Origin of the sequence: Streptomyces sp. NPDC048197, from assembly GCF_043202395.1 — a bacterium.
GTDB classification, from domain to species: domain Bacteria; phylum Actinomycetota; class Actinomycetes; order Streptomycetales; family Streptomycetaceae; genus Streptomyces; species Streptomyces siderophoricus.
Genome location: NZ_JBIDAJ010000013.1, coordinates 20,614 through 40,363, shown reverse-complemented (window position 1 = coordinate 40,363; position 19,750 = coordinate 20,614). Strand labels below are relative to the sequence as shown.

The 19,750-nt window shown below is 71.5% G+C and carries 15 protein-coding genes; 6 read left to right on the top strand and 9 right to left on the bottom strand.

The features are described from left to right. Positions 1-97: 97 nt before the first annotated feature. On the bottom strand, positions 98-1,231 hold the full coding sequence (gene dnaJ / locus ACGF4C_RS18870) for a molecular chaperone DnaJ (RefSeq protein ID WP_393567573.1): 1,134 nt from the start codon (positions 1,229-1,231) through the stop codon (positions 98-100). Continuing rightward, the gene (gene hrcA, locus ACGF4C_RS18865) at positions 1,232-2,248 is read right to left on the bottom strand and encodes a heat-inducible transcriptional repressor HrcA (RefSeq protein ID WP_393567571.1); all 1,017 of its coding nucleotides are present in this window, start codon (positions 2,246-2,248) and stop codon (positions 1,232-1,234) included. It lies immediately after the preceding gene. 194 nt (positions 2,249-2,442) lie between these two features. Here hrcA and ACGF4C_RS18860 point away from each other — a divergent pair, with 194 nt between their 5' ends. After that, complete coding sequence (locus ACGF4C_RS18860; protein WP_393567569.1) at positions 2,443-3,180, top strand: MBL fold metallo-hydrolase; 738 nt, start codon at positions 2,443-2,445, stop codon at positions 3,178-3,180. Positions 3,181-3,228: 48 nt separating this feature from the next. Next, on the top strand, positions 3,229-4,062 hold the full coding sequence (locus tag ACGF4C_RS18855) for a DUF3097 domain-containing protein (RefSeq protein WP_393567567.1): 834 nt from the start codon (positions 3,229-3,231) through the stop codon (positions 4,060-4,062). Here ACGF4C_RS18855 and ACGF4C_RS18850 read toward each other — a convergent pair. From ACGF4C_RS18850 to lepA, 5 genes are all read right to left on the bottom strand, one after another. After that, the gene (locus ACGF4C_RS18850; protein ID WP_393567565.1) at positions 4,040-4,633 is read right to left on the bottom strand and encodes a Uma2 family endonuclease; all 594 of its coding nucleotides are present in this window, start codon (positions 4,631-4,633) and stop codon (positions 4,040-4,042) included. The genes ACGF4C_RS18855 and ACGF4C_RS18850 overlap by 23 nt on opposite strands. Before the next feature lie 84 nt (positions 4,634-4,717). Further along, the gene (gene hemW / locus ACGF4C_RS18845) at positions 4,718-5,950 is read right to left on the bottom strand and encodes a radical SAM family heme chaperone HemW (protein ID WP_393567563.1); all 1,233 of its coding nucleotides are present in this window, start codon (positions 5,948-5,950) and stop codon (positions 4,718-4,720) included. A gap of 75 nt (positions 5,951-6,025) precedes the next feature. Beyond that, positions 6,026-8,395: a SpoIIE family protein phosphatase gene (locus ACGF4C_RS18840; RefSeq protein WP_393567561.1), complete on the bottom strand. Its 2,370-nt coding sequence runs from the start codon at positions 8,393-8,395 to the stop codon at positions 6,026-6,028. Positions 8,396-8,665: 270 nt separating this feature from the next. Next, positions 8,666-10,555: an AMP-dependent synthetase/ligase gene (locus ACGF4C_RS18835; RefSeq protein WP_393567559.1), complete on the bottom strand. Its 1,890-nt coding sequence runs from the start codon at positions 10,553-10,555 to the stop codon at positions 8,666-8,668. 393 nt (positions 10,556-10,948) lie between these two features. After that, entirely contained in the window at positions 10,949-12,823 is a 1,875-nt protein-coding gene (gene lepA, locus ACGF4C_RS18830) for a translation elongation factor 4 (RefSeq protein WP_030415162.1), read from the bottom strand. Positions 12,824-13,119: 296 nt separating this feature from the next. Here lepA and rpsT point away from each other — a divergent pair, with 296 nt between their 5' ends. Continuing rightward, a complete protein-coding gene (gene rpsT, locus ACGF4C_RS18825; protein ID WP_030415161.1) occupies positions 13,120-13,386 on the top strand; it encodes a 30S ribosomal protein S20 in 267 nt (88 codons plus the stop codon). Between the two features lie 564 nt (positions 13,387-13,950). Then, positions 13,951-14,925, top strand: a complete 975-nt coding sequence (locus ACGF4C_RS18820) for a hypothetical protein (protein WP_393567557.1) — start codon at positions 13,951-13,953, stop codon at positions 14,923-14,925. 278 nt (positions 14,926-15,203) lie between these two features. On the opposite strand, the gene holA is transcribed toward ACGF4C_RS18820, so the two are convergent. Then, positions 15,204-16,187: a DNA polymerase III subunit delta gene (holA, locus tag ACGF4C_RS18815; RefSeq protein WP_393567555.1), complete on the bottom strand. Its 984-nt coding sequence runs from the start codon at positions 16,185-16,187 to the stop codon at positions 15,204-15,206. A 349-nt stretch (positions 16,188-16,536) separates the two neighbouring features. On the opposite strand from holA, the gene ACGF4C_RS18810 reads away from it, so the two are divergent. Then, positions 16,537-16,761, top strand: coding sequence for a hypothetical protein (locus ACGF4C_RS18810; protein ID WP_236680761.1), 225 nt, complete (start codon positions 16,537-16,539; stop codon positions 16,759-16,761). Between the two features lie 72 nt (positions 16,762-16,833). Here the strand turns inward: ACGF4C_RS18810 and ACGF4C_RS18805 are convergent, their stop codons facing one another. Then, positions 16,834-17,616, bottom strand: a complete 783-nt coding sequence (locus ACGF4C_RS18805) for an arylamine N-acetyltransferase (RefSeq protein WP_393567553.1) — start codon at positions 17,614-17,616, stop codon at positions 16,834-16,836. A 498-nt stretch (positions 17,617-18,114) separates the two neighbouring features. Between ACGF4C_RS18805 and ACGF4C_RS18800 the strand changes: the two genes are divergently transcribed. After that, positions 18,115-19,743: a substrate-binding domain-containing protein gene (locus tag ACGF4C_RS18800; RefSeq protein WP_393567551.1), complete on the top strand. Its 1,629-nt coding sequence runs from the start codon at positions 18,115-18,117 to the stop codon at positions 19,741-19,743. Positions 19,744-19,750: the final 7 nt, after the last annotated feature.

The following is a 19,750-nucleotide window of genomic DNA, read 5'->3' as shown; positions in this document are numbered from 1 at the left end:
CGGGTATTCCGTATCCCGTCCGGCACCTCACAGTCTGGCGCGCTCTGCTCGCGTACGGGCAGGCAGCCCGCTCACGCGCGGGCTGACGCCGAACCGCCTACCGCCCGTTGAACGCGTCCTTCAGGCGCGAGAACAGCCCCTGCTGGCCCGGCTGGAACTGGCCCGTGGGGCGTTCCTCGCCGCGCAGCTTGGAGAGCCGCCGCAGCAGCTCCTCCTGCTCCGGGTCGAGCTTGGTCGGCGTCTGGACCTCGACGTGGACGATCAGGTCGCCCCGGCCGTTGCCGCGCAGATGGGTCACACCGCGCTGGTGCAGCGGGATCGACTGGCCGGACTGGGTACCGGGCCGGACGTCGATCTCCTCCACCCCGTCCAGCGTCTCCAGCGGGCACTTCGTGCCCAGCGCCGCCGCTGTCATCGGGATGGTGACCGTGCAGTGCAGATCGTCGCCGCGCCGCTGGAAGACCGGGTGCGGCAGCTCGTGGATCTCGACGTAGAGGTCGCCGGCCGGGCCGCCGCCGGGGCCGACCTCGCCCTCGCCGGCGAGCTGGATCCGGGTGCCGTTGTCGACACCGGCCGGGATCTTGACGGTCAGCGTACGGCGGGACCGGATCCGGCCGTCGCCCGCGCACTCCGGGCACGGCGTCGGCACGACCGTGCCGAAGCCCTGACACTGCGGGCACGGGCGGGACGTCATGACCTGGCCCAGGAAGGACCGGGTGACCTGCGAGACCTCACCGCGGCCGCGGCACATGTCACAGGTCTGCGCCGAGGTGCCGGGGGCGGCGCCCTCGCCGGTGCAGGTCGTGCAGACCACGGCGGTGTCGACCTGGATGTCCTTGGTCGTGCCGAAGGCCGCTTCGTTCAGCTCGATGTCGAGCCGGATCATGGCGTCCTGGCCGCGGCGGGTGCGCGAGCGCGGACCGCGCTGCGAAGCCGTGCCGAAGAACGCGTCCATGATGTCGGAGAAGTTGCCGAAGCCGGCCCCGAAGCCGCCCGCGCCACCGCCGCCGGCCTGCGAGAGCGGGTCGCCGCCCAGGTCGTAGACCTGCTTCTTCTGCGGATCCGACAGGACCTCGTAAGCGGCGTTGATCTCCTTGAACCGCTCCTGGGTCTTCGGGTCCGGGTTCACGTCCGGGTGCAGCTCGCGCGCCAGCCGACGGAAGGCCTTCTTGATCTGGTCCTGCGAGGCGTCACGGCTGATGCCGAGGACCGAGTAGTAGTCCGTGGCCACTTACGACTCCGCGAGGATTTGTCCGACGTAACGTGCCACTGCGCGTACCGCTCCCATCGTTCCGGGGTAGTCCATGCGGGTCGGTCCGACCACGCCGAGTTTGGCGACTGCCTCGTCGCCCGAACCGTAGCCGACCGTGACGACCGATGTGGACGTCAGGCCTTCATGGGCATTCTCATGCCCGATACGTACGGTCATGCCCGAGTCCTTGGCTTCGCCGAGGAGCTTGAGCAGCACCACGTGCTCCTCGAGCGCCTCCAGCACCGGACGGATGGTCAGGGGGAAGTCGTGCCCGAAGCGCGTGAGATTGGCGGTGCCGCCGATCATCAGCCGCTCTTCGGTCTCTTCCACCAGAGTTTCCAGCAACACCGACAGCACTGTCGAGACCGTGCCGCGGTCGTCCTGCTCGAAGGACTCCGGGAGATCCTGCACCAACTGGGGCACATCCGTGAAACGGCGTCCCACGACCCGGCTGTTCAGCCGCGCCCGCAGGTCCGCCAGCGAGGTCTCACCGAACGGCGTCTGGCAGTCGATGAGCCGCTGCTCGACCCGTCCGGTGTCGGTGATCAGGACGAGCATCAGCCGGGCCGGGGCCAGCGCCAGCAGCTCGACGTGCCGGACCGTGGACCGCGTCAGGGACGGGTACTGCACGACCGCGACCTGCCGGGTCAGCTGCGCCAGCAGCCGGACCGTGCGCCCCACCACGTCGTCGAGATCGACCGCGCCGTCGAGGAAGTTCTGGATCGCCCGGCGCTCGGGGCTGGACAGCGGCTTCACGCCGGCCAGCTTGTCGACGAAGAGGCGGTAGCCCTTGTCCGTCGGGATCCGCCCGGCGCTGGTGTGCGGCTGGGCGATGAAGCCCTCTTCCTCCAGGGCCGCCATGTCGTTGCGGACGGTCGCCGGGGAGACCCCGAGCTGATGGCGCTCCGTGAGTGCCTTGGAGCCGACCGGCTCCTCCGTCCCGACGTAGTCCTGGACGATGGCGCGCAGCACTTCGAGCCTGCGTTCACTGAGCATCCCGCGCACCTCCAGCCGGCCGTCGCCGTCTCGTCCGTCTCCTGGCACTCACCCGGGCCGAGTGCCAGACCCTGAGCCAGTGTACGGCCGGGTAGCACGACCTCGGCAAGGGCGGCCGCGCGGAGCGCGCACCCGATGACCGTCTTCGGGCGGTCCGGCGGGCAACGCTATCGCGATGGAGCTAGCGTCTCGGTATGCGCACAGCTTGGGAAGAGGCCGGGTGGGAACGGCTCGGTGACGGTGTCGCCAGGCGCCGTATGGCGGGCTGGGACGAGACCGTGGGGGTGATCGCCGGGTCGGCCGGCGTCATGATCGTCGACACCGGCGCGACCCTGCGCGACGGGGCGGATCTGCGCCGGTCGATCCGCGGAGTGCTGGGCCGGGAAGTGACGCATGTCGCGCTCACCCACCCGCATTTCGATCATGTGCTGGGCACCGCGGCCTTCTCGGGCGTGGCGGTGTTCGGCGCGGCCGGTCTCGCCGAGTTGTTCCGCCGGGACAAGGACGCGCTGCGGCACGACGCCGTCCGGCACGGCGTCGACCGGGACGCGGCCGCGGAGGCCACCGACCTGCTGGTCGTGCCGCACCACCACGTCCACGGCCAGCTGACCGTCGAGCTCGGCGACCGGCAGGTGCTGCTCGCCAACGTCGGGCCCGGCCACACCGCCCACGACCTGGCCGTCCTGGTGCCGGGCCGGCACGGCGAGGCGGAGATCGTCTTCTGCGGCGATCTGGTCGAGGAGTCCGGCGAGCCGAACGCCGGCCCCGACGCGCTGCCCCGGCAGTGGCCCGCCGCGCTGGACCGGCTGCTGGCGCTCGGCGGCGACGACGCGCGGTACGTGCCCGGCCACGGCGCCGTGGTGGACGCCGCCTTCGTGCGCGCCCAGCGGGACGCCCTGGCCGCCCGCTACGGCGTTCCGCCGTCGTCCTGACCGGCCGGGGACGGCGCGGGCCGGGGTGCCGACCGGTAGAAAGAGCCCATGCAGAGCAAGCGCTACAGCCCCGACCTCACCCCGCCCTGGAAGAAGCAGCGGCCCGCGCCGGAGGTCCCGGCCGAGCCCGATCTCGTCGTCGAGGAGGTCGGCACGGGCTTCTGCGGTGCGGTGATCCGCTGTGAGAAGACCGCCGAGGGCCCGACGGTCACCCTGGAGGACCGCTTCGGCAAGCACCGGGTCTTCCCGATGGTCCCGCGCGGCTTCCTCCTGGAGGGCAAGGTCGTCACGCTCGTCCGCCCGCAGAACCGGCCGGCCCCGAGCGGCCCGGCCCGTACGGCATCGGGTTCACTCGCCGTCCCCGGCGCCCGCGCCCGGGTCGCGCGCGCCGGGCGCATTTACGTGGAGGGGCGGCACGACGCCGAACTCGTCGAGCGGGTCTGGGGCGACGATCTGCGCATCGAGGGCGTCGTCGTGGAGTACCTGGAGGGCATCGACGACCTCCCGGCGATCGTCCGCGGCTTCGCGCCCGGGCCGGACGCCCGGCTGGGGGTGCTGGTGGACCACCTCGTACCGGGTTCGAAGGAGTCCCGGATCGCGGCGGGGGTGACGGGCGAGCACGTACTCGTGGTCGGCCATCCGTACATCGACGTGTGGGAGGCGGTGAAGCCGGCGTCCGTGGGGATCGCGGGGTGGCCGTCCGTCCCTCATGGCCAGGACTGGAAGACGGGCGTGTGCCGGGCGCTGGGCTGGCCGGAGAACACCGGTGCGGCCTGGCAGCGGATCCTGTCGTGCGTGCGGTCGTACAAGGACCTGGAGCCGCAACTCCTGGGGAGGGTGGAGGAGTTGATTGATTTCGTTACGGTCGGCGGTGCGGCCTGACGCCCTTGAGGGTCCCGAACTCGCTGGTGTCCAGCTCCAGGCCGAGCAGGGGCAGCGGAAGGGGCTCACCGAACTTCGTGATCTGCTGGGTCCGGTAGTCCGCCTCATCCCCCACGCCGACGGGCTGAGTGAGCAGGACGCAGTGGGCCACGATGGGATCGATGATCAGGTAGGCCGGGACCTTGCCCGCGGCGTAGATGGAGCGCTTGATTCCGTAGTCGTGATCGACACTGGTCTTGGAAACAACCTCGATGACTGTCGCAATCACCCCGGACGGAGGCGGCCCGGATTCCGGACGAGCATCGCGTGGCAGCACCACCAGATCCGGAACGGGTTCGCTGGCCTCGCCCGGAATCGTGATGTCCTGCGTCTGGAGACGCATCCACGCTTGCCTCGGAATCTGGTCCTGAACCGATTCGACGATCTCGTTGTGCACGAGATCGGGCGTCGCCATCATCACGATGTTCCCCCTGAGAAGCTCGACCTTGACGCCCTCGGGAACCTCCAGGTTCTGGAAGATCTGGGTCATCCGGTGATCATCCACAGCGGTCATCTCCGTGGCCCTCCACATCCCGCCGCGTCCATTGTGACGGCAGCTTAAGGACAGCGTAGGGGCGCTCACCGGCACTACGCACGGCTTCACCCCGTCGAGTGATCAGTCCACCAGATCCCGCACCACCGCGTCGGCCAGCAGCCGCCCCCGGAGTGTCAGGACGGCCCGCCCCTCCTCGTACGGGCCGGACTCCAGCAGCCCGTCGGCCCGTGCCTGCTCGGCCGCCCGGGCGCCCGCCGGGGCGAGGAGGTCCAGGGGGCAGCCGTCCGCGAGGCGGAGTTCCAGCAGGATGCGTTCCACCCGGCGGTCCTCGTCGGCGAGGATCTCGCGGCCCGCGCCCGGGGAGCGGCCCTCGCCGAGGGCCTGGGCGTACGCGCCGGGGTGCTTCACGTTCCACCAGCGGACGCCGCCGACGTGGCTGTGCGCCCCGGGGCCGGCGCCCCACCAGTCGGCGCCGGTCCAGTACAGCTCGTTGTGGCGGCAGCGGGCGGCTTCGGTGGTGGCCCAGTTGGAGACCTCGTACCAGGAGAAGCCGGCCGCGGTGAGCCGCTCCTCGGCGATGAGGTAGCGGTCGGCGTGCACGTCGTTGTCGGTCATCGGGACCTCGCCGCGGCGGATCCGGCGGGCCAGCTGGGTGCCCTCCTCGACGATCAGGGCATAGGCGGAGATGTGGTCGGGGCCGGCGCCGAGCGCGGCGTCGAGCGAGGCCCGCCAGTCGTCGTCGGACTCGCCGGGGGTGCCGTAGATCAGGTCGAGGTTGACGTGCTCGAAACCGGCGGCGCGGGCCTCGCCGACGCAGGCCTCGGGGCGGCCGGGGGTGTGCGTACGGTCGAGGATCTTCAGGACGTGCTGCCGGGCGCTCTGCATGCCGAAGGAGACCCGGTTGTAGCCGGCCGCGCGCAGCTCGGAGAGGTAGCGCGGGTCGACGGAGTCGGGGTTGGCCTCGGTGGTGATCTCGGCGCCGGGTGCCAGGCCGAATTCCTCGCGGACGGCGGCGAGCATCCGGCCCAGGTCGGCGGCCGGGAGGAGGGTCGGGGTGCCGCCGCCGACGAAGACCGTCTCGACCGGGCGGGGGTCGTCGCCGAGCACCTTGCGGGCCAGCCGGATCTCCTCCACGACGGTGTCGGCGTAGTTGTCGCGGGAGGCCAGTGCCCCGCCGGAGCCGCGCAGCTCGCTCGCGGTGTAGGTGTTGAAGTCGCAGTAGCCGCAGCGGGTGGCGCAGTACGGCACGTGCAGATAGAAGCCGAGGGGCCGGCCGGCCGCCGCCGCCAGCGCATGACCGGGCAGCGCCCCGTCGTCGGGCATCGGCTCACCATCAGGCAGTGCGGAAGGCATGGGAACCATTGTCCGTCATCGCACCGACAACGCGGTTCGCCCGGGCGGCGGGCAGCCCGTGCGGCCCGGTGGTGCCTACGCCGGGCCGCCCGCCGCCTGGAGGACGAGCAGAGCCAGGTCGTCGTCGGGCGGGTTCGGGGCGAAGGCGTGCACGGTGGTGCGAATGTGCTCGGCGAGGTCGGTGGCGCCCAGCCCGGCACCGGCGGCGAGCGCGCCGGCCAGGCCGTCCTCGTCGTCGAACAGCCGGCGGCCCGAGCGCCGCTCGGTGACCCCGTCGGTGACGCACAGCAGCGTCTCCCCCGGGCGCAGGTCGAACGATTCGCTCACGTACGCCGCGTCCTCGACGACCCCCAGCAGCATCTGCGGGGCCGCGACGGTGCGGACCGTGCCGTCCGTGCCCAGCACCAGCGGCAGCGGGTGGCCGGCGCTGGCGAGGGTGCACCGGGCGCCGCCGGTCCCGCCCGGGTACGGGACGATCTCGCCGTAGAGCAGGGACAGGAAGCGGGCCTGTTCGCCCTCCTCGCGGATCTCCACGGGTGCCTCGGCCCCGGCGCCGGCCGCCGCGACCGCCGCGGCGACCGCCGCGACCGAGTCCGCGGCCTCCCGGGCCATGGTCTTGTTGAGCCGGTCGAGCACCTCGGCGACGCCGAAGCCGTCCCGGGCCAGCAGCCGCAGCACCGGCCGGGCCAGCCCGGTCACCGCGGCCGCCTCCGGGCCGCTGCCGCAGACGTCGCCGAGCGCAAAGCACCAGCGGCCGGCGCCGGCGTCGAAGAGGTCCCAGAAGTCGCCGCCCGCCCAGGCGCCCTCGCGCGGTTCGTAGACCACCGCGGACGCCACGCCGGGCACCTGCGCCCGGCCCCGGGGCAGCAACCGGCGCTGCAGGACCTGGCTGATGCGTTCCTGGCGGCTGTAGGCGCGGGCGGTGGCCACCGCGCGGGCGACCCGGCGGCCCAGGTCCTCGATCAGCCCGACGACCTCGTCGGGGAAGCGCGGCAGGCCGCCGCGGCCGAGCAGCAGCGTGCCCAGCCGGCGGCCGCCGGCGACCAGCGGGCAGGCGAGCGCGGCACCGCCCGGCTCGTCACCGTCGGGGCGGTCACCGCCGGGGAGGGCGTAGGCCGGCAGGACGTGACCCGGCACGTCCGGCGGAGCCTGACCCGGCAGCTGCGGCAGATCGTGCCCGCCCAGGGGAGCGCCGACCGGGTGCCCGGCGCCCGGGTGGCCGTGGTCCAAGAGGTCGTGGTCCCGGTCCTCGCCGTCCGGGTCGTGCGGCCAGGGCCAGGGGACGGCGGCGGGGGCGGCGCCCGGCGGGACGTCGTCGCCCCAGAAGTCCGGCGCCTGTTTCTCCAGAGCGGCGCGCAGGGTGTCGATGCGGCTCTCGGAGCTGTGCCAGACGCGGGCCAGCCGCTGTTCGTCGCCGCCGGTCGCGATGCCCCGGCCGGGTGCGCCGCCGTCGCCGTCGTGGAGCCACACCGCGCACCAGTCGGCGAGCCGCGGCACGATCAGCTGGGCGGCGAGGGCTGCGACCTGATCGGCGTCGAGCTGGCCGGAGAGCAGGTCGGAGGCCTCGGCGAGGAAGGACAGCGCACCGTTGTCGACCCGGTCGGCGTCGAGTTCCGGACGGTCGGCGCGGCGGGGTGCCGGGGCGAGGAGTTCGGCGGCCCGCAGCCCGCACTGGAGCACCTCGTCGGCGTACGCGGCCGCGGCCTCGTCGTACCCGGCCGGGCCGGCGGCGTCGTACGGGCCCGCGGGATCGCCGGACGCATGCGGGTGCGGGGTCTCGTACGGCACCTCCTCATGCCGCGTCTCCTCATGGCGCGCCCCTTCGTAGCGCTCCCCCTCGTACCGCTCCCCCTCGTACGGCGTCTCGTCGTACGCGGGCTCCGGCAGCGGGCGGGCGGCGGCCTCCGGGGCCGGCAGCGGCAGCCGGAACCACACGGTCTTCAGGTCGCGGCGGTAGGTGATGCCCCAGGATTCGGCGACCGCGCTGATCAGCTGGAGGCCGTGGCCGCCGCTGTCGTTCCGGGCGTTCTCGTCGCGGGCGCGGATCGGCTGGGTGGGGTGGCGGTCGGAGACCTCGACGACGACGGCGGGCGCGGGGGCGTCGTCCGGGTCCGGCCCGGGGCCCGGTTCCGGTTCCGCGGCGGGGTCCAGCCGGCAGCTCAGCTCGATGGTGGTGCCCGCGTGCACCACCGCGTTCGTCACCAATTCGCTGACCAGCAGCACCGCCTCGTCCGTGAGCCGGTCGGTGAACCGCTCGGTGCCGGGCAGCCGCCGGTCCTCCCATTCGGCGAAGGCGGACCGGACGAACCGCCGCGCGGCGGCCGCGGCCTGCGGGTCCCCGGGCAGACCGGCCCGCCGGGTGCGGGCGCCGGGGAGCCCGGGGCCGGCCGTCGTCGCGCGGGTCGCCGTGACGTCGTCCCGTGGAGACGAAGTTGTCGTCCTCATTGAGCAACTCCCGAACAGCTCCGCTGCGGCGCCGGGTGCGCCACCGACAGAGTGACAGAAAGAGCGCGCCCATAAGCAGTGAGTCACGGAAGTGGGCGGCCGGAGCGGCCAATTCGGCTGACGCGCCGGAGGAGTTGGCCGAACGGGGCGGCGGGGCGGCCGCGGCGCCGGAGTGTCGCGACCGGAGTGCCGCGGTGCGCGGCAGTGGCGGTGCGGGGCAGGCCCGGTGGCCCACCCCGCACGTTCACCGGAGGACGGTGCGGCGGGCGGTCACGACTCCCGGGTGCCCGCGTACATGTCGTCCAGCAGGTCCTTGAACGCCCGCTCCACCACCGGCCGCTTGATCTTGAGGCTCGGGGTCACCTCACCGTGCTCGATGTCGAGGTCGCGCGGCAGCAGCCGGAACTTGCGGATCTGCTGCCAGCGCTGCAGCCCCTCGTTGACCCTCTCGACATAGCCGTCGATCAGCTCGCGGGCCTGGTCGGTCGCGACGACCTCGGCGTACGTCTTGCCGGCCAGGCCGTGTTCCGCGGCCCAGCCCATGATCGTCGGCTCGTCGAGGGCGATCAGTGCGGTGCAGAAGTTCCGGTTGGCGCCGTGCACGAGCACGTTGGAGACGAACGGACAGACCGCCTTGAACTGGCCCTCCACCTCGGCCGGCGCGATGTACTTGCCACCCGAGGTCTTGATCAGGTCCTTCTTGCGGTCGGTGATCCGCAGATAGCCGTCCGGGGAGAGCTCGCCGATGTCGCCGGTGTGGAACCAGCCGTCCTCCTCCAGGACCTCGGCGGTCTTCTCCGGCAGGCCGTGGTAGCCCTGCATGATGCCGGGGCCGCGCAGCAGGATCTCGCCGTCCTCGGCGATCCGGACCTCGGTGCCGGGCAGCGGCTTGCCGACCGTGCCGGTGCGGTACGCCTCGCCGGGGTTGACGAAGCTGGCCGCGCTGGACTCCGTCAGGCCGTAGCCCTCCAGGATGTGGATGCCGGCGCCGGAGAAGAAGTAGCCGATCTCCGGGGAGAGCGCGGCCGAGCCGGAGACCGCGGCCCGCAGCCGGCCGCCGAACGCGTCGCGCAGCTTGGCGTAGACGAGTGCGTCGGCGATCTTGTGCTTGGCGCCGAGCGCGAACGGCACGGACGCGCTGCCGGTGCGCCGGAAGTTGTCCTGCGAGGTCTTGGCGTACTCGCGGGCCACCCCGGCCGCCCACTGGAAGATCTTGTACTTGGCGCCGCCGCCCTCGCGCACCTTGGCCGCGACGCCGTTGTAGACCTTCTCGAAGATCCGCGGGACGGCGGCCATGTAGGTGGGCCGGACGACCGGCAGATTCTCGATGATCTTGTCGACCCGGCCGTCCACCGCGATCACGTGCCCGACCGAGATCTGCCCGGCGGTCAGCACCTTGCCGAAGACGTGCGCCAGCGGCAGCCAGAGGTACTGCACGTCCTCCTCGGCGACCATCCCGGTGGCCTGGATCGCGCGGGCCATGTACGCCCAGCAGTCGTGCGGCAGCCGTACGCCCTTGGGCCGGCCGGTGGTGCCGGAGGTGTAGATCAGCGTCGCGAGCTGGTCGGCGCGCAGCCCGGCGACCCGCTCCTTGACGCACTCCGGGTGCTTCTCCAGGTAGGCGTGACCGCGCTTCTCCAGGTCGGCGAGGCTGAGCACCCAGCCCTCGGGGTCATCGGGGGACGCCTCGGCGCCGGCCGCATCGATGACGACAACATGCGCCAGGTCGGGCAGTTCGGCGCGGCGCTCCCGGGCCTTGGCGAGCTGGCCGGCGTCCTCGGCGATCAGCACCCGGCTGTCGGAGTCAGCCAGGATGTACGCGGTCTCCTCGGCGTTGGTGCTGGGGTAGACCGTGGTGGTGGCGGCGCCGGAGCACAGCACACCGAGGTCGGCGAGGATCCACTCCACGCGGGTGTTGGCGGCCAGCGCGACCCGCTCCTCGGGCCGTACGCCCAGGGCGATCAGACCGGCGGCCACGGCGTAGACCCGGTCGGCGGCCTCGGCCCAGCTGATCGCCTTCCAGTCGTCCGGGCCCTGGCCCGAGGCAGGGGGGACGGGATGGCGATAGGCCTCGATGTCGGGAGTGGCCGCGACCCGCTCCAGGAAGAGATGAGCCACCGAAGGCGGCCGGTTTTCGATCAGCGTGTGGGTGTCCGTCACGGCGTCCTCCGGGGCCCGCTTCATTGCTGGTGACTCGCGAGTAACCTTTGAGCAGAGATCAGACTAGAGCGCGTTGCGCCGACACGTAAGGGGCTACGACCGACTGGTTCACGATGTGACCAGTGCGATAGGTGTACGTAGCACGCGCATCGCCCGATAGCGAGCCGCGCCGATCACCCCCACCAGACCACACCCGGCGCCCCCGGTCGCCACCCTCGCGGAACGCCACGCTCCGCATTCATCCCGATGAGGGCTCCCCGGCTGGTGAGGGGCCAGTGAGGGGCCCACGGCCGGGAAGCAGACGGAGAGGGGCGCCGGGTCCCGTACCGGACCCGGCGCCCCTCTCCGTTTCGTCTTCTTCGTCTTCCGCCGGCTACGGCTGCTGCCCGGCGGTCACTTCTTCGCTTTGGAGTCGCCGTCGGAGTCCGAGGACAGCACCGCGATGAAGGCCTCCTGCGGGACCTCCACGCTGCCGACCATCTTCATCCGCTTCTTGCCTTCCTTCTGCTTCTCCAGCAGCTTCCGCTTACGCGAGATGTCACCGCCGTAGCACTTGGCGAGGACGTCCTTGCGGATGGCGCGGACCGTCTCACGGGCGATGACCCGGCTGCCGATGGCGGCCTGGATCGGCACCTCGAAGCTCTGCCGCGGGATCAGCTCGCGCAGCTTGGCGACCAGCCGCACACCGTAGGCGTACGCCTTGTCCTTGTGCGTGATCGCGGAGAACGCGTCGACCTTGTCGCCGTGCAGCAGGATGTCGACCTTCACCAGGTCGGCGACCTGCTCGCCGGTGGGCTCGTAGTCCAGCGAGGCGTAACCGCGGGTCTTGGACTTGAGCTGGTCGAAGAAGTCGAAGACGACCTCGGCGAGCGGGAGGGTGTAGCGGATCTCGACGCGGTCCTCGGAGAGGTAGTCCATGCCCAGCAGCGCACCGCGGCGGTTCTGGCACAGCTCCATGATCGCGCCGATGAACTCGCTGGGCGCCAGGATCGTGGCCCGGACGACCGGTTCGTGCACCTTGTCGATCTTGCCCGTCGGGAACTCGCTCGGGTTGGTGACCTCGTGCTCGGCGCCGTCCTCCATGTCCACGCGGTAGACCACGTTGGGCGCGGTGGCGATCAGGTCGAGCCCGAACTCGCGCTCCAGCCGCTCCCGGATCACCTCCAGGTGCAGCAGGCCGAGGAAGCCGACGCGGAAACCGAAGCCGAGCGCCGCGGAGGTCTCCGGCTCGTAGACCAGCGCCGCGTCGTTCAGCTGGAGCTTGTCGAGGGCGTCGCGCAGCTCGGGGTAGTCCGAACCGTCGAGCGGGTACAGCCCCGAGAACACCATCGGCTTGGGGTCCTTGTAGCCGCCGAGCGGCTCCTCCGCCCCCTTGGCGAGCTGGGTGATCGTGTCACCCACCTTGGACTGCCGGACGTCCTTCACGCCGGTGATGAGGTAGCCCACCTCACCGACCGAGAGGCCGTCGGCCGGCTTCATCTCCGGGGAGTTCGTCCCGATCTCCAGCAGCTCGTGCGCGGCGCCGGTGGACATCATCTTGATGCGCTCGCGCTTGCCCAGCGTGCCGTCGACGACCTTCACGTACGTCACCACGCCCCGGTAGGCGTCGTAGACGGAGTCGAAGATCATCGCGCGGGCGGGGGCGTCCTTGACGCCGACCGGGGCCGGCACCTCGCGGACGACCTTGTCCAGCAGCTCGGGCACGCCGACGCCGGTCTTGGCGGAGACCTTCAGCACGTCCTCGGGCTCGCAGCCGACCAGATTGGCCAGCTCGGCGGCGAACTTCTCGGGCTGCGCGGCCGGCAGGTCGATCTTGTTGAGGACCGGGATGATCGTGAGGTCGTGCTCCATCGCCAGGTAGAGGTTGGCGAGGGTCTGCGCCTCGATGCCCTGGGCGGCGTCGACGAGGAGGATGCACCCCTCGCACGCGGCGAGGGAGCGCGACACCTCGTACGTGAAGTCGACGTGGCCCGGGGTGTCGATCATGTTGAGGATGTGGGTCGTGCCACTTCCCTCTTCGCCCTCGGAGGGGGCCCAGGGCAGCCGGACCGCCTGGGACTTGATCGTGATGCCGCGCTCGCGCTCGATGTCCATGCGGTCGAGGTACTGCGCGCGCATCTGCCGCTGGTCGACGACACCGGTGAGCTGGAGCATCCGGTCGGCGAGCGTCGACTTGCCGTGGTCGATGTGCGCGATGATGCAGAAGTTACGGAGGAGGGCCGGATCGGTACGGCTCGGCTCCGGCACGTTCGTAGGGGTCGCGGGCACGCAGGGTCCATTCAGTGAACGCGGGTAGGCGGGACTCGGGTATGTGACGTCTCCCCCCATCGTCCCATGAGCGACGGCCACGGTCCGGTTCGGGCGGGTGTGCCCCCTGGAGAAGCTCGTGGGGAAGCTCATGGAGAAGCTCGTGGGGAGGGGAGCTCCCGGCGGGCCGTCGGGGCGGGGGTCCGGTCCGGTTTGGGAGGCCGTAGACCCTGCTGGTAGCCTGGTCCACTGCGCTTCGTGCCCTCTCTCGTGCGCGGCGCAACTCGAAACTCCAACGAACCTGAAAAGGCTCTTTCGTGGCGAACATCAAGTCCCAGATGAAGCGGATCAAGACCAACGAGAAGGCTCGTCAGCGCAACAAGGCTGTCAAGTCGGCTCTGAAGACCTCGATCCGTCGCACCCGTGAGGCCATCGAGGCCGGCGACCTGCAGAAGGCCACCGTTGCCCAGGCCGAGGCGGCCAAGAAGCTCGACAAGGCCGTCAGCAAGGGTGTCATCCACAAGAACGCCGCCGCCAACAAGAAGTCGGCGCTGGCGAAGAAGGTCGCGACCCTCAAGGGCTGACCCGACCTTCGCGGGGATCTTCCCCCGCACCCCGCAGTACGCAGCTCCGCTGCCACTGCACTTGCACCACCCTTGAACGACCCTGCCGACAGGGATCCAGCGGCCCCTCTCACCGCTCCCTGACCGGTGCACCACCGCGCCGCACGCGGCCTGCGTTCGCCACGCGGGTGCGGCGCACCCGGCTCACCGGCGGCCTCCACCGCCGACCGAGCCCGACTTTCCACGACGAGGCCCTTCGCCCCATCACTGGGGTGGGGGGCCTTTGTCGTGGGCTGGTGTGGAGGGGTGGGGTGTGGAGGGGTGGGGCGTGGAGGGGTGGGCTCCGGGGGTGGCCGGGCGTGGGATCCGCGGTGGGGCCACCCCGTCGTAGAGCCGGGAACGGCCCGTCGAAGAGCGGGAGTCACCGTCGATGTCGGAGAACGGGAGCCACCGTCGACGTCGGAGAACGGGAGCCACCTCGTCGTAGCGACGTGTGCAGACGCACCTCCGCTGTCGTGGGGTTATTCGTCGTAGGGGCGCTCGCCGGCCGGGGTCCGGGTGCGGCCGGTCCGCTACTCTGCGGCCATGTCCACCCCGGGGGAGCCCTCTCAGCCGTACGGCCTGCCGCAGCCCAACCCCTACGGCCAGGTCCCCGCACCACCGCAGAATCCGGTGCCCGCGCAGCAGAATCCTTACGCCCAGCAGAATCCCGTGCCCGGCCAACCGGGTCCGGCCGCCGGGCCGCAGGCACCGATGCAGGCTCCGATGCAGCCGCCGTCGCAGCCACCCGTCGGCCACTACGGCTACCCGCCGGCGGGCCTGGGTGCGCCCGGTACACCCGCCGGGACGGGCGGCGCTCCCGGCGGCAGCGGCAGTGGCGGTGGTGGTGGCCGCGGTGCCTCCGGCTGGCTGTGGGCGATCGGTGGCGCGGTCGCTGCCTCCGCGATCTGGGGTTCGCTGCTGTTCGCCACCGGTGGTTTCTCCTCCGAGCCCAGCCCGGACCTCGCGGGCTACGCCTACACCGATGACCTGTGCGCGGCCACCTCGATGACGCCCTTCGAGAACGCCCACTACAAGACCAAGGCGAACACCGGCTCCTCCTCGAAGGACGCCAACCCCCAGCCCAGCGGGGCCCGGCTGACGTCGATGGACACCATGTGGTGCAACGTTGCACTTGAGCAGGAGAACGCGAGCTCCGCCACCTATTCCTCGACCTGGCTCTACAACAGCGCGACGTTGCACCGTAAGGCCGACCCGGCACCGGAATTCGCCGACAACTACCGCGCGTACGAGAAGCAGGAGACCTCCGTCGGCTACAAGGTCGAGTCCGTTCCGGGCATCGGCGACGAGGCCTACCTGGTGACGCGGAACGACATGGGCAGCGACAGCGGTTCCTACGTGATCCTCGGGGTGCGGGACGGCTGGATGACCTTCCAGTCGACGTGGTCGAGCTACGCCTCCGGCAGCAGCTCCGGCAAGCAGCCCACCTCCGACGAGGTCGCCACGATGCTCAAAACCAGCGCGACGGAGACCCTCAAACGCCTGCAGAATGCGCGTTGAGCTGGGCTCGGCGGGGCGAACCGGGCGGGGCTGAGCCGGGCCTGGGCGGGGCTGAGCCGGGCTCGGCGTGGCAGGCTGGGCTGGGATCGGCTCGGCTCGGCTCGGCCGATGGGAGACAAACGGAACTCCCCGGGCGATCCCAAGCTCCGGGCTTCCGCGGGACCGCGCCTCGTTGGGACCGCGCCTCGTTGGGGCCGCGCCTCAGCGGACCGCGCCTCAGCGGGATCACTTCTCAGTGAGATCACGCCTGAGCAGGCCCTGCCGCAGCCGTACGCGCCTCAGCGGGACCGCGCCGCCCGGGCAATCGTCACGACCGCCTTCTCCAGGGCGTACTCGGGATCGTCCCCGCCGCCCTTGACCCCCGCATCGGCCGCCGCCACCGCGCGCAGCGCCGTCGCCACACCGTCCGCCGACCAGCCCCGCATCTGCTGCCGCACCCGGTCGATCTTCCACGGCGGCATGCCCAGTTCGCGGGCGAGGTCGCCGGGGCGGGCGCCGCGCGGCGCGGAGGCCAGCTTGCCGATGGCCCGGACGCCTTGGGCGAGCGCGCTGGTGATCATGACGGGTGCGACGCCTGTGGCGATCGCCCAGCGCAGCGCCTCCAGGGCCTCGGCGGCCCGGCCCTCGACAGCGCGGTCCGCGACGGTGAAACTCGACGCCTCGGCCCGACCTGTGTAGTACCGCCCGACGATCGCCTCGTCGATCGTGCCCTCGATGTCGGCGGCGAGCTGCGCACACGCCGAGGCCAACTCCCGCAGATCGCTGCCGATCGCATCGACCAGCGACTGGCACGCCTCCGGTGTCGCCGACCGCCCGACCGTACGGAACTCCCCCCGCACGAACGCCAGCCGGTCGGCCGGCTTGGTCATCTTGGGACAGGCCACCTCCCGCGCCCCGGCCTTACGGGCGGCGTCGAGCAGACCCTTGCCCTTGGCGCCGCCGGCATGCAGCAGCACGAGCGTGATCTCCTCCGCGGGCGAACCGAGATACGCCTTGACGTCCTTGATCGTGTCCGCGGACAGGTCATGGGCGGAGCGCACCACCACGACCTTGCGCTCGGCGAACAGCGAGGGACTGGTCAGTTCGGCGAGGGTGCCGGGCTGGAGCAGGTCGGGGGTGAGGTCGCGCACATCGGTGTCCGCATCGGCCGCGCGGGCAGCCGCCACCACCTGCTGCATCGCACGCTCCAGCAGCAGGTCTTCCTGCCCCACCGCGATCGTCACGGGGGCAAGCGGATCGTCGTTAGCTGTCTTCCTGGCCATCGCGATCCAGCATCCCACGCCCCACCGACAACGCCGCCCGGCCGGCCCCCGCCCCACTCCGCCATGCCCCTGACCTCGCTACGACCCTGACCTCGCTACGACCCTGAAGTCACTACGGCCTGACGCCGGGGTCTCGGCGTGACTTCGGGGTCTCGGCCTGACGCCGGGGTCTCGGCGTGACGTACGGACCCGCGCGCCGAGAGCCGGGCTTTCGAGCGGGGACAATGGCCTGATGAACGACCACGCCGCCGCGCCCCGGCATCGTGCTCACCCCGAGCACCACTCTCACCCCGAGCACCACGCCTCTCCCTCCGCCCCGGCGCCCTCCTCCGGGCAGGTACGCCACGTCCTGGTCCTGCCCGACCGCGACGCCGCGGAGGAGGTCGCCGAGGCCCTCGTCGAACGCTTCGGCGTCACCGAGGAGCCCCAGCTCGTAAGAGACGCGCTGGCCGGCGAGGACGACGCCGAGGACGCCCAGTGGCTGGTGGTGGTCGAAGATCCGGACGCCCGCCACGACCCGGCACGGTTGGACGACCTCGCGGCGGAGTTCGAGGGCTGGCGCGAGGCCGAGTAAGACGACCGGCGGCCACTGGCCTGCCCCGCCCACCGTCAGGCAGCCGAGGCGGCCGAGGCGACCGACGGGGGATCACCCGGCCGCGGCCCCCACCACCGGTTCCCGATCCAGCACCACGCCGAAGTGCTCCCGATAGGCGGCCAGTACCTCTCCCGCCGCCAGCTCACGCTCCTCTCGCGCACCACCCGCCCCGGTGATCACGAGTGTGCGGCCGGAGAGCGTGATCCGCCCGGTTTCGGTCAGCCGTGAGCACACCAGGGACCGGGTGAAGTGGGAGGTCGGCGAGGTGCGGTTCCACCAGCAGCCGACCTCGAAGTCCGCCAGCGCACGCGGCCGTTGTTCGAGCCGGTACTGCGGCGAGCCGTCCCTCAGTACGTCCACGTCCCCCTCCGCCGTCTCCTCCAGCCGGAACGTCCCTCCGGGATCGGCCTGCTCCTCGCGGCTGTCCCAGCGCAGCGGAAGGTGGCTGTGCCGGCCGAAGCCGACGTCCGCCAGCCACGGCCCGCTCGGCGTGGAGACCCGCAGCGCAAGGTGGTCGTACGGGATGCCGAGGCGGCCCTCGGCACCGAACACGCGCGCCGACAACAACTCGACCTCGTACCCGAGGGCCCGCAGCAGCCCGGCGAAGGCTCCGTTGAGTTCGTAACAGAACCCACCGCGCCGGGCACCGACGATCTTGTCCAGCAGCGGCTGCTCCGCCAGCACGATCTCCTCGCCGAGGTGGATGGCGAGATTCTCGAACGGCACCGCCCGCAGATGCCTGAGGTGCAGCGCAGCCAACGCCCCCGCATCAGGGGCCCCGGGCCGCACCGCCCCGATGCGCTCCAGATAGGCATCGGCCGCCATCTCGTCCATCTACCCCGCCTCCGCTCGTCCCGTATCTCTCCACCGACCGGCACGCAGCGCCGCCGTCCCCACCGGTAGAAGCCTCCTCCCGGAGCCTCGTTCCGGAGCCTACAGAGCCAGGACCGGCCGAAACGGGAGGACAAGGGCGCCGACGGCCACGACGAGCGCAAGCCGTGGGACCCGTGGGACCGCCCGCGGGCAACTGAAGGGCCGAGAGGAACCGGGGGCTCGGTGGATCGAGGGAACAAGGAGAGGTCCGAAGAAGTAGTACCGCCGGAGGCCCACAGGCCACAGCCCACACGTCGCGGGCCGCGGACGCCAAGCCGGGCCAAGCCGGGCCGGGCCGGGCCGGGCCGGGCCGCGGAAACCTCGGTGGGAGGAGGAGACGGCGTCACCGGCGGCCAGCGGATGAACCTCCGATGACGAGCTGCCGAAGCCCTCCCGGGGTCGAGCGGGGCTGCTCAAAGCTTTGACCTCCCAACGTCCGTTCATCTGTGCGAGGTTGCCGTGGCTCTGCCGGACACCGAGACGATCCTCACCGCGGCCGGGCTCGTGGCCACGGCCGTGGTATGGGCCGTCGAGCGGTTTCTGCCGGGACGTAAGCGGATCGGATACCGCGTCCAGATGGACACGGCGATCGGCATGAACCCCCAAGACGCCCACAGCCTGGTGCAGCTGCGGCTGCTGCGGCAGGACCAAGAGGTCAACGATGCGACGCTGGCCCTCCTGCGGTTCGAGAACGACGGCGGCAAGGACATCGTCCGGCAGGACTATCAGGAGCCGCTCACGGTGGAGTTCGTCGGGCGCACGGTCATCGGCGTCGAGGTGCCGGACGCCAACCCGACGGATCTGATGGGCATGCTGACCCGCAACGGCGGTGGGCTGCGCCACGACGGCGGTCGGCTGTTCATCCCGAAAGTGCCGCTGAACAAGCGGAATCACTTCAAGCTGCTGGTCCTCCTCTCCAGCACGGACATGGACGCAGGTACGGGTGCGGGCGCGGGCGGCGATGCGGGTACGGACGCCGGTTCCGAAAGCGGCACTCCCGGGGCCCGGGGCAACGCCGGCACCAGCGGCACCACCGGCAACAGCGGTCGCGACGGGAGCGCGGCCGGGGCCGTGACCGTCAGCGGCTTCATCAGCGGCGGACGGATCCGGCGCAACGCCCAGCGTTGGGGGCCGCGCAAGCTCAGTCTCGCGCTGGGCGGCACCTTCATCGTGCTGCTGGGACTGCTCGGCGGCCTGCTCCTCAGCGCCCGGACGGCCCCGGCCGCGGCCGGTGAATGCGCCACCGGGCGGCTGACCATCGACGGGTCCACGGCGTTCGCCCCGCCGATGCGGGAGATCGCCCGGCAGTACCGGGCCCGGTGTGCGGGCGCCGAGATCACCGTTTCGACGTCCGGCAGCCTCTCCGGCCTCGGCAACCTCAACCGTGAAGGCAAGCCGGCCACCGTCGAGGGGCCCGGCTTCCTCGCCGTGTCGGACGTGCCCGCGCCCTCCCTCTACCGACGGCTCGAAGGCGACCGGACCGGCGTCATCCTGCTCGGCCTCGTGGCCAACGAGAAGGCCGGTGTCGACGACCTCACCTCCGTCCAGGTCCGCAAGATCTATGACGGGACCTACACGAACTGGCAGCAGCTGCACGGCAACGACCTGCCGATCCGTCTCGTCAGCCGCGACGCCGGCTCGGGCACCCGCCGGGCGTTCGAGACGTCGGTGCTGCACCACTCGGAGCCGGGCGTGGTGTCGTCCTACGACTGCGGTGACAAGGACCGTGACGAGCAGGCGCGCCTGACGCGCTGCGAGGTGAACAGCACCAAGAGCCTGCTGGACGCGGTGGACCGGGTGCCGGGCGCCATCGGTTACGCCGAGGTCTATGCGGCGGCGCAACGGCAGCACGTGGTCAGCGTGCGCCTGAACGGGCACGAGCCGGACATCGAATGGGGACAGCAACGTGATTACCCCTTCTGGACGGTGGAGTACCTCTACACATACGGGCGGCCCGAGGACGGCTCACTGACCGCGAAATTCCTGGCGTTCATGGACTCCGACACGGCGAAGAACATCATGCGGATGTACAAGCACGTGCCCTGCGCCGATCGCCAGAGCCTGCCGGACACCATCTGCCGGCCGTGATCCGCAG